Here is a 13,674-nt window from a genome sequence, read left to right as displayed (position 1 = left end):
CTTTATGAATCGCATGCAACAAGTCGGCATGGCACCGCCGGACGTCTCGGAACGGCCCGCCTATACCCTCTGGCAGCTCGTGCTCTATTTCCTTCGCCTGGGCACGTTCGGCTTTGGCGGGCCGGTCGCACTGGCCGGCTATATGCATCGCGACCTCGTGGAGCGGCGGGGTTGGATCAGCGATGGCGACTACAAGGAAGGCATAGCGCTGGCGCAACTGGCGCCCGGCCCGATGGCAGCGCAACTGGCGATCTACCTCGGCTACGTCCACTATCGAGTCCTCGGTGCCACGCTGATCGGCCTGGCCTTCGTGCTGCCGTCGTTCCTGATGGTGCTGGCGCTGGGCTGGGCCTATGTCCGGTTTGGCGGGCTGACCTGGATGCAATCGGTGTTCTATGGCGTGGGCGCCGCCGTCATCGGCATCATCGCCATCAGCGCCTACAAGCTGACCACCAAGAGCGTGGGCAAGGACAAACTACTGTGGGCAATCTACCTGGCGCTGGCTGCGGTGACCATCGTCACGGAGTCCGAAATCGCGTGGCTGTTCCTCGCAGCCGGCGTGCTTGCCTGGTTCTGGCGCGCCCCACCCAAATGGCTGCGCCAGGGTGGCGCCAATGCGCTCGCGGCCACGCAGGTACCGGCCGCGAGCGGCCTGCTGAGCACGCTGGACTGGCCGCTACTGACCCAGATCGGCGTTTTCTTTGCCAAGGCAGGCGCCTTTGTCTTCGGCTCGGGACTCGCCATCGTGCCATTCCTCTACGGCGGTGTCGTGACGGAATACCACTGGCTCAACGACAAGCAATTCGTCGATGCGGTAGCCGTGGCCATGATCACACCCGGCCCGGTGGTCATCACGGTCGGCTTCATCGGGTACCTGGTGGCCGGGCTGCCCGGCGCCTGCGTGGCGGCACTTGCGACCTTTCTACCCTGCTACCTGTTCACGGTACTGCCGGCCCCTTATTTCAAGAAATACGGAAAGCTGCCGGGCATCCTGGCCTTTGTCGATGGCGTCACGGCGGCTGCGATTGGCGCCATCACCGGTGCAGTGTTCGTGCTGGCCAAGCGCTCGATTGTCGACGTTCCGACCATCCTGCTGGCGCTGGGCACGGTTGCGCTGCTGCTGAAATTCAAGAAGCTGCCTGAGCCGGTCATCATCACCTGCGCCGCGCTGATTGGCCTTGCCGTCTATCCGGTGCTGCATCACTGAGCCACACGAACCAGGGGACACCATGAGCTACGAAATGAAACCGCTGGCATGCGATCCGGCCCGGCTTTCTGGCCTGTCGGAGAAACTGATCGTCAGCCATTACGAAAACAACTATGGCGGCGCGGTGAAGCGGCTGAATGCGATTACCGCAGAGCTGTCAGCACTCGACGTGGCAGCCGCGCCGGTCTTTGTGCTGAACGGCCTGAAGCGCGAAGAGCTGATTGCAACCAACTCCATGATCCTGCATGAGGTGTACTTCGACAGCCTGGGCGACGGCGGCAGTCCAGGCGGCGAACTGGAAGCGGCGCTCGTGCGCGATTTCGGCTCTGTCGCGCGCTGGCAAGCGGAGTTCACCGCCATGGGCAAGGCACTTGGCGGCGGCTCGGGCTGGGTACTGCTGGCATACTCCCCGCGCGACGCTCGGCTGGTCAACCAGTGGGCTTCCGACCACGCCCATACGCTGGCTGGCGCGACGCCGATCCTGGCGCTGGATATGTACGAGCACTCCTACCACATGGACTATGGTGCGAAAGCCGCAGCCTATGTCGATGCGTTCATGCAGAACATCAATTGGGCAAGGGTCGCCGATCGCTTCGGAGGCATGAGCAAATAGTCAGGGAGAATTCCGGCCGCCTAGACCTAGCCACCACCTCGACGAACCAGAGCGGAGACCACCATGAAATGGATTACCCGGGAACGCCCCAAGATCGACCGCATCGCTTGCCCCTGGCTCATCGCCCGGTTCATCGACGAGGCGCCGGAATTTCTCTATGTCCCCGCCGGCGACGTTTTGCGCGTGGCAGGCGAGACCGGCGCCATTCCCTATGACATTCCCGGCGTGGAGCTGTCGCATGTTGGTGAGCTGTGCAGCTTTGACGCCTTCCTGGACAAGTACGGCCTGCCCGATCCCGCCTTGCGGCAACTGGCAGAGATCGTGCGCGGCGCCGATACGTCGAAGCTCGACCTGACGCCGCAGTCCAGCGGACTCTATGCGATTTCCCTTGGCCTCTCGCAGGTGTATGCCGACGATCACGAGATGCTCGCCCATGGCATGGTGATGTACGACGCGCTCTATGCGTGGTGTCAGCACTGCCAGGCGGAAACCCACTGCTGGCCGCCGAAGATGCCTGCCTGAACGCTGCGCCCGACATCAGCCAGGAAATGCCACATGAAGCCGATTCTCCTCATTGCCTTGTTGCTGGGCATGGCCATACCGGCCATGGGCGAGACCATCCTGTTCAGCCAGCAGCGCCCCGGCGCATTGCCCGCCGGTTGGGTGTGCGGCGTCACCGGGCACGGCAATCCAATCTGGGCCATTGAACGCGATACGACGGGCCCCAACCTCGGCAATGTGCTCAGGCAATCCGGGTCCGGCGACTTCCCCTGGTGTGTGAAACAGGACGTATCCCTGGCCGACGGCTTCGTGGAAGTGCGGTTCAAGCCCGCCGCCGGCCGCGAGGATCAAGCGGGTGGCGTCGTCTGGCGCTGGAAGGACGGAAACAACTACTATGTCGCCAGGGCCAATGCGCTTGAGGGCAATGTCTCTCTGTACTACACGACGGGCGGGCGCAGGCACACGATCCGCTATCGTGACGCACCCGTTGCCCCCGGCACCTGGCATTTGCTGCACGTGGAATTTACCGGCTCGCGCATTCGGGTGGAGCTGGATGGCAAGCTGTATATCGACACCACGGACGAGCATAACCCGGGTGCCGGTGCTATCGGAGTCTGGACCAAGGCGGACAGCGTGACCCTCTTTGATGCCATCTCGTTTGGCAGCAACGACACCAGATAAGGCGGCAGGCCTTGCCAAGGCTTGCCGGCCGCGCGCTGCGTGGCATCTGTGATGGCTATATTGCCGTGCTGCTGCCGCCCCACCTGCTAACGCTTGGCTTCGACTCAATGGCAGTTGGGCTCATCAGCAGCGCCACCCTGATCGGCTCTGCCCTCGCCACTATCTCCTCATTTTCCTACTCCAGTCGGCGTCGGCGGCGTTCACGCCCACGGTCCAGGCGACGATGCCCGACGTGCTGCCCGACGAGAAGGATTACACCAGAGCATTGTCGTTATCGCGGCTGGCCTATGACCTGGAAAGCCTTGCCAGCCCTGGGTAGCCCGCGCAGTAGCTCGATCGCGTAGTCGGCCGCCCTGCCCTTCGCTGGCTCGGCCGCCGCGATTTCCAAACAGATCAGCAATTCGCCGCGATACCTATGCCGGGCCAGGCTGCGCTGGCCAGTCACGTGCCCGCTTTCCTGGCAGTCTCCAGGTCGCCACTGCACGGTGCCATCGCTTGCGGCTTCAACAGATATCCGCGTTGGAGTCTGGATTTGGCGGATGTAAGTGCCGATGATGAATATCCGGGTAATGAGGATGTTTGTGAACCAACGGCTCATGTCGATGCCAGTGGCGATGCGGTTCGCTGCCGTCCCAGGCGAAATCGTGGTCGTGCTGGTGATGCGCATCGTGCCGATGGGCGTGTGAATGCTCCTGTGCCTCGTGGGTGTGCTCGTGCTCGTGGTGTTCCCGAAGGTGAAACCAGACGCCAAGTGCCATCAGTGCTCCTGCAATCCAGAACAGAATACCTGGCGTTTCTGGCCACAGGACAAATGAGAGGATCACGCCAAACAGCGGCGCCACGGAGAAATACGCACCGGTGCGCGCCGTGCCGAGGAGCCGCAGCCCCACCACAAACAGAGCAAGGCTGACGCCGTAGCCTGCGAAGCCCACGGTCATTGCTGCCCCGGCCGTCGCAAGCGTGGGCATTTGCGCGCCGGCAGCGAGTGCAAAGCCCGTATTACAGAGTCCGGCCGCCAGACCTTTGAGGCAGGCGATGAGGATAGCGTCGTTGCTGGAAACCTTGCGCGTCAGGTTGTTGTCGATGGCCCAGAACAAGCACGCGCCAATGATCAGGAGCGCACCGACCGACAGCCGTGTGCTGTCCGGCTGCCAGGACAGCAAGAGTCCCCCTGCCACAATGGCGATCATCCCTAGCACGATCTGCCGGTCGGCGTTCTCCTTGAACACGACCCACGCAATCACCGCGGTGAACACGCCCTCGACATTGAGCAGCAGCGACGCCGAGGCCGCGCTGGTAGTTGCCAGACCGGTCATCAACAGTGCCGGGCCGGCTACGCCACCGGCGAGGATGGCGGCAAGGAGCCACGGGACCTCTTGACGGGGGATTGCCGGCGCGCCACCGACGCTGGTTTGCGTGCGGCCGCCGAAAGCCCGGCGGGCGGCCAGGACGAGAGCAAGCCCGACCCCGCTGCCAAGATATAGGAGGCCCGCCAGCAGCAGTGGCGACGTCGAGCCTGTGAGGGCTTTGGCAAGTGGTGTACTCGTCCCAAAAAGCAGGGCGGCGACCAAGGCTGGAGAAGCCGTGCGGAGGGACATGGGGCAGCGAAGATGGGAAACCGATCCGATATTGTCGCCGCAATCCCGTGCCACGGCCGAGCCGATAATTCTGGATCAGGGCTATCGGGATGGTCTTCGTGGACAGTCCTGAAGGAACCACTCCAACGGCGTCGCGAACCGCCGAACCACCCGCCAGGTCCGCAGTCTCGTTATTGAAATCCGGCATTGCACTGTTGGCCACTGCCGGTCTGGCTGGTTGTGCCGGTAGCGGCGACGGAGAAGCCGTCGTCACGTCCCCACAAGCTGATACCGCGCAAAGCCTGTGCGAGGCCTTTCTGGGCCGAAGTTTCGATGGTGCTACCGTATCCAGGGCCAAGTTGGTGGCTGCGACTAGCGATGTTCCGGAACACTGCATCGTACGCGGCAAAATGCCCAAGAACCTTGACTTCGACGTGCGCATGCCGACGGAGTGGAATCACCGCACCGTCTTCCGGGGCGGCGGCGGCTTCGATGATTTTCTTGACGTGGGCTACATCAGCGATCCGGCTGTCAGCCCGGTGGGCAGCCCGGATCTTCCGAAGCGGGGCTATGCCATGATTGCCACCAATCACGGTCATGACATGCTGACATCACCCGGGGCGTCGTTCGCATTGGATCAAGACATGCTCACCGACTATGCCTACGCATCCGTGGCCCGGGTATTGGGGCCGGCTAAGGCTATTCTTCGCGAGCGCTATGGCGATGCGTTCCGTTCCACGAAGATGATCTACGAGGGGTGCTCAGGTGGAGGGCGTCAGGCACTGATGCAGGCTCAACGGAATCCCGACCTCTTTGACGGCATCATCTCTCGAGCGCCCGCCAATGCGTATACGTCACAGTTCCTTTGGTACCAGAAAATCCAAAAGCAGCTCGCGAAGCCGGGAGCTGCACTCAGCGAAGCGAAGATAAAGGCCATCGGCGCAGCGGTCTACGCAAAATGTGACAGCCTCGATGGTTTAGCCGACAAAATCGTCGGAAGACTGGAAGCATGTGGCTTCGACCCAGCAGAGATGGCCTGCACAGGCGCGGAAACCGACTCGTGCCTGACACCATCGCAATTGGAATCGGCCATGGCGATTGATAGGCCGGGATGCCCAACGGTGCTGGAGGATGCGCGGTCAAACGGGATGCTGGATAGAGCCTCCGGGCAAAATGCGAAACCTTTGGACCACATTCGACCGATAGTCCAGAAACCAGCCTGTCGTTGGGTCGGACCTTCAGGGGCGTCGCTTGTCACCTAAAATATTGTCAAGGTGTTACGTAACCCGGTCAAGCCGCCAACGCGAACTTTTGGAGACCGCTAGAACCACGTCTCAATAACTGACTGGTGGTCTATGGTGCTATCACTTCGCTATTTGGGAGTCTTGGGAATCTGCGCTTTGTTCACTGCTTGCGGACAGATTCCGTCCAAGCATGCTGCGTGCAGAGCTGATTCCTGTCGCCCTCGGCACGAGCACGAGATGTTGCAATCCGGCGAGGCGTCATGGTATTCGGCAACGTTCCAGGGGCATCTGACCGCAAACGGAGAACGCTACGATGGCGGCGCCTTGACTGCCGCCCATCGAACATTACCGCTCGGCAGCTATGTGCGCGTCAGATCGTTGGCTACCGGAAAGTCGGTTGTCGTTCGCATCAACGATCGCGGACCATACGTCAAAGGCCGGATTATCGATCTCTCTTACGCTGCGGCGGAAGCCTTGGGCTTGCCAGACGCGCGGTCGATGCGCGTGCAGATTGAACGTTGATCGATTGCGGCTGCGGTTTTGACCGTTCTGCGCCACCACGAATTTACGCACCTTGTGCCACTTAGTGTCTTTGTCGCCGTGATCGCGACCGCGGAGATTTCCTCTTGATAGGGCGGCACGGAAAGAACCTCCAAACAGCGGACCTTCGCGGCGGGACGCCCCGACAACAGGCAGTGTTATGTGGTGAAGGGCGTAAGGCCGCCGCCTAGCCCGCGACTGTTTCATCGGCAATGGCCGAACTCCGTCCCCCATGCGAATCGACGAGCGGCCGTTGTACCTTGAAAGCCGCCATAGATGTCACGCTGGGTCGACAGGCCGCAATGGGTCGCTATGCAGAGATTTGCAGCGACCCCTATGCGCAGGTCGCAACTATGCGTAGGTCGCGCAGGGCGTCTGATCGAGTCCGGCGGCGGCGCAGCTTCTGGCATGGCGGTTCAGTGGAGCGCTGAGCATAGTTTCCGCTGCAGACTGAAGTGGTGGTGCCACTTAAGGCGGCTATGATGGCTTTCGCGATCCGGCGTGCCGTACAGGGTCATTACACTCTGGCACGCCACGAGAGCACCAAGACCACTCCACCGTTATGTCGAAGCCAACCCTCGATGAAAAGAAGGTACTCGCACGAATAAAGCCTGCCGACACAACCATGCATCGGTTATAGGCACGGGATACACGCATGCGGTTACTTCGGACGCTATAACTATGCGCAGACAGTATCGGGCCAGAAACCCCTCGGAGTTGGTCCGGTACCCGAGGATTTCACGCCATCTACGCATAGTTGCGACCTGCGCATAGGGGTCGGGAAGAGCCGACCGGATAGAGGCGGCAGGTCCTTGCCGGCGTCCGCGCAGCTCCGCCTCTCCAGTGATGAAGACCTGGCTCTGGCGATGCCGCAGACCGTTCATGAGACATACCTCGCAACCTAAAGCATCGTGTCGGTATCAAGGCAGAAAATCGGCGCTCGAGCCTGCCGGAAAGCCAGCCTTCCCCGGGGGCACCTTGTTGACTGAGAGCGCGGCGGCGATGACTGATCGAGCCGGTTCCTAGACGTTGCGGGACAGTCTGACCTTGCAACCGGGATAGTTTTGGCAACCCCAGAATGCACCGGCTGACCCTTTCCGCTCAACCATCTTGATTCCGCAGGCCGCGCATGTCGGCGTCCGGTAGTCGCCCCGAAACGCCTGCTTCAGCAACGTCGCTTGCTTGTACTGATCGAGGGCGCAGATCCGTTCGACGATGCCCGCACCATCAAGTAATTGAATGCCGGCTCGGTCTGCCGACTCCTTTACCGGCCGCCCGACATAGCCTGACAACGACCAGAAAACGCCTCTACGCACCTTGTGTTCGTGCATGACACCGGCAAGTGCGCGGACCTGCTCCACCTTCACCGGCTTACTCCATGCTTTGCATTGGACCACGGCCACGGGAACATCCAGGCCTGCTTTGTACAAGGTTGCATCGATGCCGCCATCGGGACCATGGGGGACAGTCTTGACCACGAACCCCATCGCTTCGTAGTACCCAACACAAAGCAGCTCAAATCGCTTCCACTCTAACAGCTTGAGGGCATCCAGCGTCCAGCTATTGATTTCTGGCTTCTCAGGTACGGGTGCTGTCCGCGCCGGCGGGCTAACGGCCTCCTTTGACTCGGCGGATTCACCGGAGTGCCGGGGTGACATGGGGGGCGACGACGGTCGGCTTGTGCGGGAGCGCCGAGCCCTCATCGGAACTTCTTGCTGCCCGGCCCCCTCCCTACCCCGCGCACGGATGTATGACAGAACACCCAGGAAGCCGAACATGGCGGCGGGAACCCAGGCTAACGACTGGCTTAACACGGAAATGCCCGACAACAATGGACTCGACGCGAATATAGCTGGCAAGATTCCGCGGAACACAATGTACGCACCCACGGCCAACGCGGCGGATACCCACCACGGCGCATCCATCAACACCTCGCTAAGCGACGGCCCCTTTCTCCTGCGACCCATTTCTCTACCTGTTGTTGTTCTTCATGTCATTGCCACGGCGTCCCGCCATTGGCAAATCTAACCGATCTGACATGCAAGGCGGGTTGCAACAAGCCAACACCCCACCGACTACGGGTGGCAGAGCAGCCGATATATACCCCGCTGACTTCGCGGATTTCGCCATCGTCTCGCCTAACGGTATCCCTTAAACTTGATCCTTCGCGCAACACCAGACGAAAACCATGAAGAAAGCAGGTCGGGTCAAGACATGGCATGCAGACAAGGGCTTTGGTTTTATCGACGTCCACGCGGACACGAAAGATGTCTTCTTTCACGTCACCGCGCTACAAACGCGATCCATGACGCCGACCCCTGGCGATCGCGTGAACTTTGAACTGGGCAAAGGCAAGGACGGCCGGATACAAGCCCTGAACGTCGCAATCGTCGGTGCACCGAAGCCGCGGTCAGACGCGAGCCCTTGGCCGGTGTTCGCGGGTCTGGCGACCTTGGGTCTTATCGTGGGCGGCGCGCTGGTTGGCTATTTCCCGCGCCAGGCCGGCATTGTCAGCATCCTGGCCAGCATTATCACGTTCTTCGCTTATGCAGACGATAAGACGCGGGCCAGCCGAAACGCCTGGCGTACGCCTGAGACCACTCTGCACCTACTCGCGCTCTGCGGCGGTTCGCCGGGCGCGCTTGCCGCCCAGCACCTGCTTCGACACAAGAACCGGAAGCGGGAGTTTTACTCATAAGTCAGAAATATAGCGGACAGATGGGTGCCTGAAGAACGAGCGCACGAGCTTCGGGCTGCGTCTAATTTGTGCAAGCTGCTCATGAATTCGCGGGCCCAGCTTTTCGCCTTTTTGCAAAGGGGAGCGCGCGACGCCGCTGCGCTTGACGTGACTCCACACTAACTCATCCGGATTGAGGTCCGGTGCGTAACCGGGCAGGAAATGCAAGGTCAGTTTTCCTTGCGTACTGGCAACGTAGTCCTTGACGATGGCTTTCTTATGCGCTGGCAATCCGTCGACGATCAGATGTACCGCCTTCTTTCGATTGAACATCAGCTTCTTGAGCAGCGTGACGAACAACTCACCGCTGAGCCCGCCTTCGTACGTGGCAAACCAGAAGGCACCCTTCGAATTGACGGCGGACGCCGCGCTCATGCTTTGCCGCTGGCCCGGCCGCTCGACTACGGGCGTTTCGCCGCGCGGCGCCCAGGTCTTGCCATGCACCGAGTCAGCTCGAAAGCCCGATTCGTCCCAGAAGAAGATATCCGCCTTCTGCTCACGAGCCTGCCTGGCAATGGCCGGATACGTGTCGTGCCGCCAGCGATCGATTGCCTCCGGATCGCGTTGGTAAGCGCGCTGCAGCGGCTTTTGCGGCGTCAGGTTCAGGCGTGCCAGCATTGCGCCGATCGAGGCCAGACTCAGCGTCACGCCGAACTTTTGCTGCACCAGTTCGCGAACCAGGTTGCGCGTCCACAGCCCGAAATCGAACCCGTACTGCATCGGATTCTTGCCGTTGATCCATCGCAGCACCCGCTGCTCCTGCGCGGGCGTGAGCGTGCGCGGGCGACCCGTGCCTTTGGTCGAGCGCAGCGCCCGTACACCACGGCCGCGCGCCTGGGCGCGAATCTTGTACGCCCACGACCGATTCATCCCAAGCGATGCCGCGACATCATCCGGATGCTCCCCCTCGGCCATGCGTTGCACCGCCAGGATGCGCATTTCTTCAAGCGTGTTGTGAGCCAGGCTGCGACCGTCCCGTTTCATGAGCGCTCCCTTCAATGACTTTCGCTCAAGCATAGACCATTTGTCCGCTAAGTTACTGACTTATGAGTAAGTAGCGTTCTGGGGCACTGTCGCCGTGAACGTTGGCGCAATGGTTCTTTGGCAATACGTCATTGCGCTTTGAGGAAGGGGAAGCCGAAGGCCGCGGCCAACAAACGACAGACGAAAAGCTCCAGAACGGGCGTTATGTTGAATGTGCGGTGACAGACTTTCCGGCGTTAAAACCCTAAGCATCGCTGATGCATCTGTTCTTGCCGAGGCATCTGCCTCGCCGTATGCAAGAGCAAAATGCAGCAATCCAAACTGATTTCGAACGTTCGCAAGGATATTGCCAAGTAACAGCCCTGTAACCGCTAAATCCAGCACACCTTGTTGAGTCGAACTGTTACCCGGTAACGTACGCAATACGGAACGTTACCGGGTAACCATGACGAAGGAGTGCGGGATGGCGCAGACGACAGCCCAGCGGCAGGCGGCCTATCGGGCAAGGCGCGCGACAGCGGGCAAGGATGGCAACGGAGAACGTCGGCTGGACATGTGGGTAAGTAGCGAAGTGGATCTCGCACTCGCGCGCCTGGCACGCCGTTACGCGGTAACGAAGCGTCAGATGCGTATTCCGGTGAATGTGACCGCCGATTCCGGCATCGTGACCGCGGATTCCGCTTTATCGTGACCGCTGTTTCCCCGCGGTTTCCGGTTGGTCGTGACCGGCAATTCCGGCATCGTGACCGGTGATCGGTTGAGGGTGTTGCGCGGGGACGGATTCTACTCTGCCAGGCTAGGCAGTGGGGCTGCCGCTGGATGTGGTGCTCGTTTTTTGAGCAGTCTTTCTCATTGAGTCGCCGGCCAACGTGATGCGGTGAATGCGGTGCATCAGTCGATCGAGAATCGCATCGGCGATGGTGGGGTCGCCGATCCAGCCATGCCAGTGTTCGACCGGCAATTGGGAAGTGATGAGCAGCCCGCGGCTGCTGCCGCGGTCGTCGATGAGTTCAAGCAGATCATTGCGCGTGATGGCATCCAGAGGTGCCACCGCCCAGTCGTCCAGCACAAGCAGGTCGGTCTTGGCCATCTGCAGCAGCCATTTGCCGAAGCCACCACTGCCATGCAGGATGCGCAGCTCTTCGGCCAGCCTGGGCACGCGTAGATAGGCGACGGAATGCCCACGCCGGCAGGCATACTGCGCCAGCGCGCAGGCCAGCCAGGTCTTGCCGACGCCGGTCGGGCCACCGATCAGGACGGTGTGTCCGGTGGCGATCCAGTCTGACAGCGCGAGGCTAGTGATCTGTTTGCGATCAATGCCCCGTCCGGGGCGGGCATCGAGGTCTTCGATGGCGGCCTGGGGGTACTTGAGCCGGGCTCGCTGCAAGAGACGGGCAAGCTTGCGGTCATTGCGCCAGAGCAGTTCGCGGTCGATCAGCAGCGCCAGGCGTTCCTCGAAGGCGAGCGCGCTGGCGCCGGGCTGAGCGAGCTGCTCTTCCAGGGCGGCGGCAAAGCCGTCGAGCTTGAGTGAGCGCAGTTGCGCGAGCGTGGTATGGGTCATCATGAGATTGGGTTCCGGTTGTGAGCGCCGGGCAAGCAAGATCGACTGCGGGTGCTGCCCAGCGGTGTGCGAGGGCCATTGAGGCGCATCGCGGGAGTTAGTGCTGCCTGGCAGACGGCGTCACTGGTAGTAGCTGGGGCCGCGCAGGTGGGCGTGGTCGGGACTGACCCACTCGGCGGGACGGGGAGCGCTTAGCCGATCGCGGTCGGTCTCGAGCACGTTCTTGACGTGGCGGTATTGATAGGCGCCGAGCTCCAGCGCAATGGCGCAGGCGGCCTCAAGACGATCCTTGCCATAACGTTTGGCCAGGTTCAGCAGTCCCAGACAGGCGCGGTAGCCGTGCTCCGGATGCTTGTGCTGCTCGAGCAGCCGGCGCACGACGGCGCCGCTCGCGCCGCCGATCTGCTCGCCCCAGCGGATGAGGCGCTGCGGGGTCCATTCAAGGTGGGCGCGGTGGGCCGCGGGCAGATGCTCGGGCACGGTGGTGAAGCCGCCGGTGCTCGCGCGCGCATGGACCGCAACGCGCTGGCCGCGGTGCAGCAGTTCGACCGCATGGGCGGTGATGCGCGCTTCCAGGGTCTGGCCGACCAGGGCGTGTGGCACGCTGTAGCGATGCTTGTGGATCTCGACGTGATGGTCCACATGGACCTTCACGATACGGAACCTGGCGATCTCATAGGGCGTCGCCGAATGGGCGCAGCGCCGGCGCATCCAGGGCGGCGAAGGCACTGGCGCGGCTACCCGGCAGCTTCTGGAAGGGGCGCTCGTTGAGCGCGGGCAGCAGCGCCGCAATCGCCCGGTCAACCGCATGCACGGTCTCGAAGCGCTGATGGCGCAGTCTGGCCAGGATCCAGCGCTCGACGATCTGTACTGCCACCTCGACCTTCGCCTTGTCCTGCGGACGCCGTGCGCGGGCAGGGAGCACCGAGGTGCCGTAATGGCGCGCGAAGTCGAGCACCGTCTCGTTAGCACGCGGCTCATAACGGTCGGCATTGGCAATCAAGGCGCGCGGGTTGTCTGGGACGATCAGTTCAGGGCTGCCGCCGATAAAGGTCAGGGCACGCACCATCGAGGCAATCCAGTCCACCATCGTCTCGCGCGGCGTGGCGCATGCGAAGGTGAAGCTCGAAGCGCCGAGCGCCGCCACAAACACGTGGGCGCGGCCGCCGTCGGCTACGGCGATGGTCGGTCCGGCATAGTCGACGAACAGCTTCTCACCGGCCTTGTGAGTTTGGCGCATTGAGCGCTTCAGGCTCTTAGCCCAGGCGTGGTAGCGCTCGCAGAATTGCGTGTGCCGGTAGGTCTTGCCGCCGGGATGCGCCTCGACATATTCCTGCCACAGCAGGGTCAGCGTGACGCCCTTGCGGCGCAGGTCCTGATGGATGCGGGCATAGTCCGGCGACACGTAGGCGCTGTTGCGTGCGCTGGGCAGCAGGCGGGCGGCGATCGCCGCCTCGTCGAGGTCGCGTAGCTGGTCCCATGCCAGTCCGGCCTCAGCGGCCAGCGACACATACTTGGACACCACGCCCTTGGAAACTTGCAGCGCCGCGGCAATGCTGGCGTGCGACAGTCCGGACTCGTGCTTGAGTCGTAACACGTCTTTGATCATGCGTATCGTCATGGGGGGCTTGGGCATCGCTTCTCCGTGCAAAAACGCAGAAGGTTATCCACAGCCTGGGTTGAACAATACGCAACATCCCCAACCGGATCATGGCAAGCCGGACGCCACCACGTCAGTGGTGAGATGGCTCCCCGGCGAGCCGGTCACGATCGCCGGAACGGCTGGTCACGATAAACCGGAAATGCCGGTCACGATGCCGGAATCCGCGGTCACGATAATCCGGAATGACTGGTCACGATCGGCCGGAATACGCAGTCAGATGCTGGAGCGGCTGATAGTTCGAGCCGACGACGCAATCGTGCGCCGGCTCGATCCGGATTCGGAGCAATGGGACCTCTATTTCAAAGCGATCCGGTAATGCTCGCTCGTTACCGTGTAACGGGCGAGTGCCCCATATGGCCGATCGGC

15 protein-coding genes and 3 pseudogenes are annotated in these 13,674 nt (G+C 61.8%); 12 read left to right on the top strand and 6 right to left on the bottom strand.

What is annotated here, in order from left to right; all coding sequences use genetic code 11:
* Nucleotides 1–13 precede the first annotated feature (13 nt).
* The 6 genes and pseudogenes from K307_RS01885 to K307_RS47265 all read left to right on the top strand — a co-directional run.
* Nucleotides 14–1,207 carry a chromate transporter gene (locus K307_RS01885; RefSeq protein WP_051974570.1) on the top strand — a complete coding sequence of 398 codons (1,194 nt, stop codon included), beginning with the start codon at nt 14–16 and terminating at the stop codon, nt 1,205–1,207.
* 22 nt (nt 1,208–1,229) lie between these two features.
* Nucleotides 1,230–1,820: a superoxide dismutase gene (locus K307_RS01880; RefSeq protein ID WP_042875969.1), complete on the top strand. Its 591-nt coding sequence runs from the start codon at nt 1,230–1,232 to the stop codon at nt 1,818–1,820.
* 63 nt (nt 1,821–1,883) lie between these two features.
* Nucleotides 1,884–2,342, top strand: coding sequence for a chromate resistance protein ChrB domain-containing protein (locus K307_RS01875; RefSeq protein WP_042875967.1), 459 nt, complete (start codon nt 1,884–1,886; stop codon nt 2,340–2,342).
* 33 nt (nt 2,343–2,375) lie between these two features.
* Nucleotides 2,376–3,002 carry a hypothetical protein gene (locus K307_RS01870; protein WP_042875965.1) on the top strand — a complete coding sequence of 209 codons (627 nt, stop codon included), beginning with the start codon at nt 2,376–2,378 and terminating at the stop codon, nt 3,000–3,002.
* Nucleotides 2,999–3,166: pseudogene (locus K307_RS48890) on the top strand (MFS transporter); the annotation flags it as partial. The gene K307_RS01870 and the pseudogene K307_RS48890, both read left to right, overlap by 4 nt.
* Nucleotides 3,163–3,315: pseudogene (locus K307_RS47265) on the top strand (MFS transporter); the annotation flags it as partial. The pseudogenes K307_RS48890 and K307_RS47265, both read left to right, overlap by 4 nt.
* Here the strand turns inward: K307_RS47265 and K307_RS47260 are convergent.
* Nucleotides 3,274–3,447, bottom strand: coding sequence for a hypothetical protein (locus tag K307_RS47260; protein WP_155301027.1), 174 nt, complete (start codon nt 3,445–3,447; stop codon nt 3,274–3,276). The pseudogene K307_RS47265 and the gene K307_RS47260 overlap by 42 nt on opposite strands.
* 58 nt (nt 3,448–3,505) lie before the next feature.
* Nucleotides 3,506–4,600 carry a DMT family transporter gene (locus K307_RS01865; protein WP_042875963.1) on the bottom strand — a complete coding sequence of 365 codons (1,095 nt, stop codon included), beginning with the start codon at nt 4,598–4,600 and terminating at the stop codon, nt 3,506–3,508.
* 173 nt (nt 4,601–4,773) lie between these two features.
* On the opposite strand from K307_RS01865, the gene K307_RS01860 reads away from it, so the two are divergent.
* Together K307_RS01860 and K307_RS45195 are read left to right on the top strand one after the other, a co-directional pair.
* Nucleotides 4,774–5,841: a tannase/feruloyl esterase family alpha/beta hydrolase gene (locus K307_RS01860; RefSeq protein ID WP_230625410.1), complete on the top strand. Its 1,068-nt coding sequence runs from the start codon at nt 4,774–4,776 to the stop codon at nt 5,839–5,841.
* Between the two features lie 219 nt (nt 5,842–6,060).
* Nucleotides 6,061–6,345, top strand: a complete 285-nt coding sequence (locus tag K307_RS45195) for a septal ring lytic transglycosylase RlpA family protein (RefSeq protein WP_080744829.1) — start codon at nt 6,061–6,063, stop codon at nt 6,343–6,345.
* A 1,040-nt stretch (nt 6,346–7,385) separates the two neighbouring features.
* Here K307_RS45195 and K307_RS01855 read toward each other — a convergent pair.
* Nucleotides 7,386–8,021, bottom strand: coding sequence for a restriction endonuclease (locus K307_RS01855; RefSeq protein ID WP_230625409.1), 636 nt, complete (start codon nt 8,019–8,021; stop codon nt 7,386–7,388).
* Nucleotides 8,022–8,139: 118 nt separating this feature from the next.
* Between K307_RS01855 and K307_RS48885 the strand changes: the two genes are divergently transcribed.
* Together K307_RS48885 and K307_RS01850 are read left to right on the top strand one after the other, a co-directional pair.
* Nucleotides 8,140–8,391 (top strand): hypothetical protein, encoded by a 252-nt coding sequence (locus K307_RS48885; RefSeq protein ID WP_230625408.1) that lies wholly within the window; start codon nt 8,140–8,142, stop codon nt 8,389–8,391.
* Between the two features lie 160 nt (nt 8,392–8,551).
* On the top strand, nt 8,552–9,061 hold the full coding sequence (locus K307_RS01850; protein WP_080744828.1) for a cold shock and DUF1294 domain-containing protein: 510 nt from the start codon (nt 8,552–8,554) through the stop codon (nt 9,059–9,061).
* On the opposite strand, the gene K307_RS01845 is transcribed toward K307_RS01850, so the two are convergent.
* Nucleotides 9,056–10,084 carry an IS630 family transposase gene (locus tag K307_RS01845; protein ID WP_042875959.1) on the bottom strand — a complete coding sequence of 343 codons (1,029 nt, stop codon included), beginning with the start codon at nt 10,082–10,084 and terminating at the stop codon, nt 9,056–9,058. The two genes, K307_RS01850 and K307_RS01845, sit on opposite strands and share 6 nt — an antisense overlap.
* 463 nt (nt 10,085–10,547) lie before the next feature.
* Here K307_RS01845 and K307_RS01840 point away from each other — a divergent pair, with 463 nt between their 5' ends.
* Nucleotides 10,548–10,775 carry a hypothetical protein gene (locus K307_RS01840; RefSeq protein ID WP_042875957.1) on the top strand — a complete coding sequence of 76 codons (228 nt, stop codon included), beginning with the start codon at nt 10,548–10,550 and terminating at the stop codon, nt 10,773–10,775.
* A 105-nt stretch (nt 10,776–10,880) separates the two neighbouring features.
* Here the strand turns inward: K307_RS01840 and istB are convergent, their stop codons facing one another.
* Nucleotides 10,881–11,648: an IS21-like element helper ATPase IstB gene (gene istB / locus K307_RS01835; RefSeq protein WP_042875955.1), complete on the bottom strand. Its 768-nt coding sequence runs from the start codon at nt 11,646–11,648 to the stop codon at nt 10,881–10,883.
* A gap of 117 nt (nt 11,649–11,765) precedes the next feature.
* Nucleotides 11,766–13,281, bottom strand: a pseudogene (istA, locus tag K307_RS01830) (IS21 family transposase).
* Between the two features lie 43 nt (nt 13,282–13,324).
* On the opposite strand from istA, the gene K307_RS01825 reads away from it, so the two are divergent.
* On the top strand, nt 13,325–13,624 hold the full coding sequence (locus K307_RS01825; protein ID WP_155301026.1) for a hypothetical protein: 300 nt from the start codon (nt 13,325–13,327) through the stop codon (nt 13,622–13,624).
* Nucleotides 13,625–13,674 lie beyond the last annotated feature (50 nt).

The sequence above is a fragment of the Cupriavidus necator A5-1 genome, from assembly GCF_000744095.1.
GTDB classification, from domain to species: Bacteria; Pseudomonadota; Gammaproteobacteria; order Burkholderiales; family Burkholderiaceae; genus Cupriavidus; species Cupriavidus necator_A.
The sequence above is the reverse complement of the archived record's forward strand: the minus strand, read 5'-3'. Positions and strand labels throughout refer to the sequence as shown.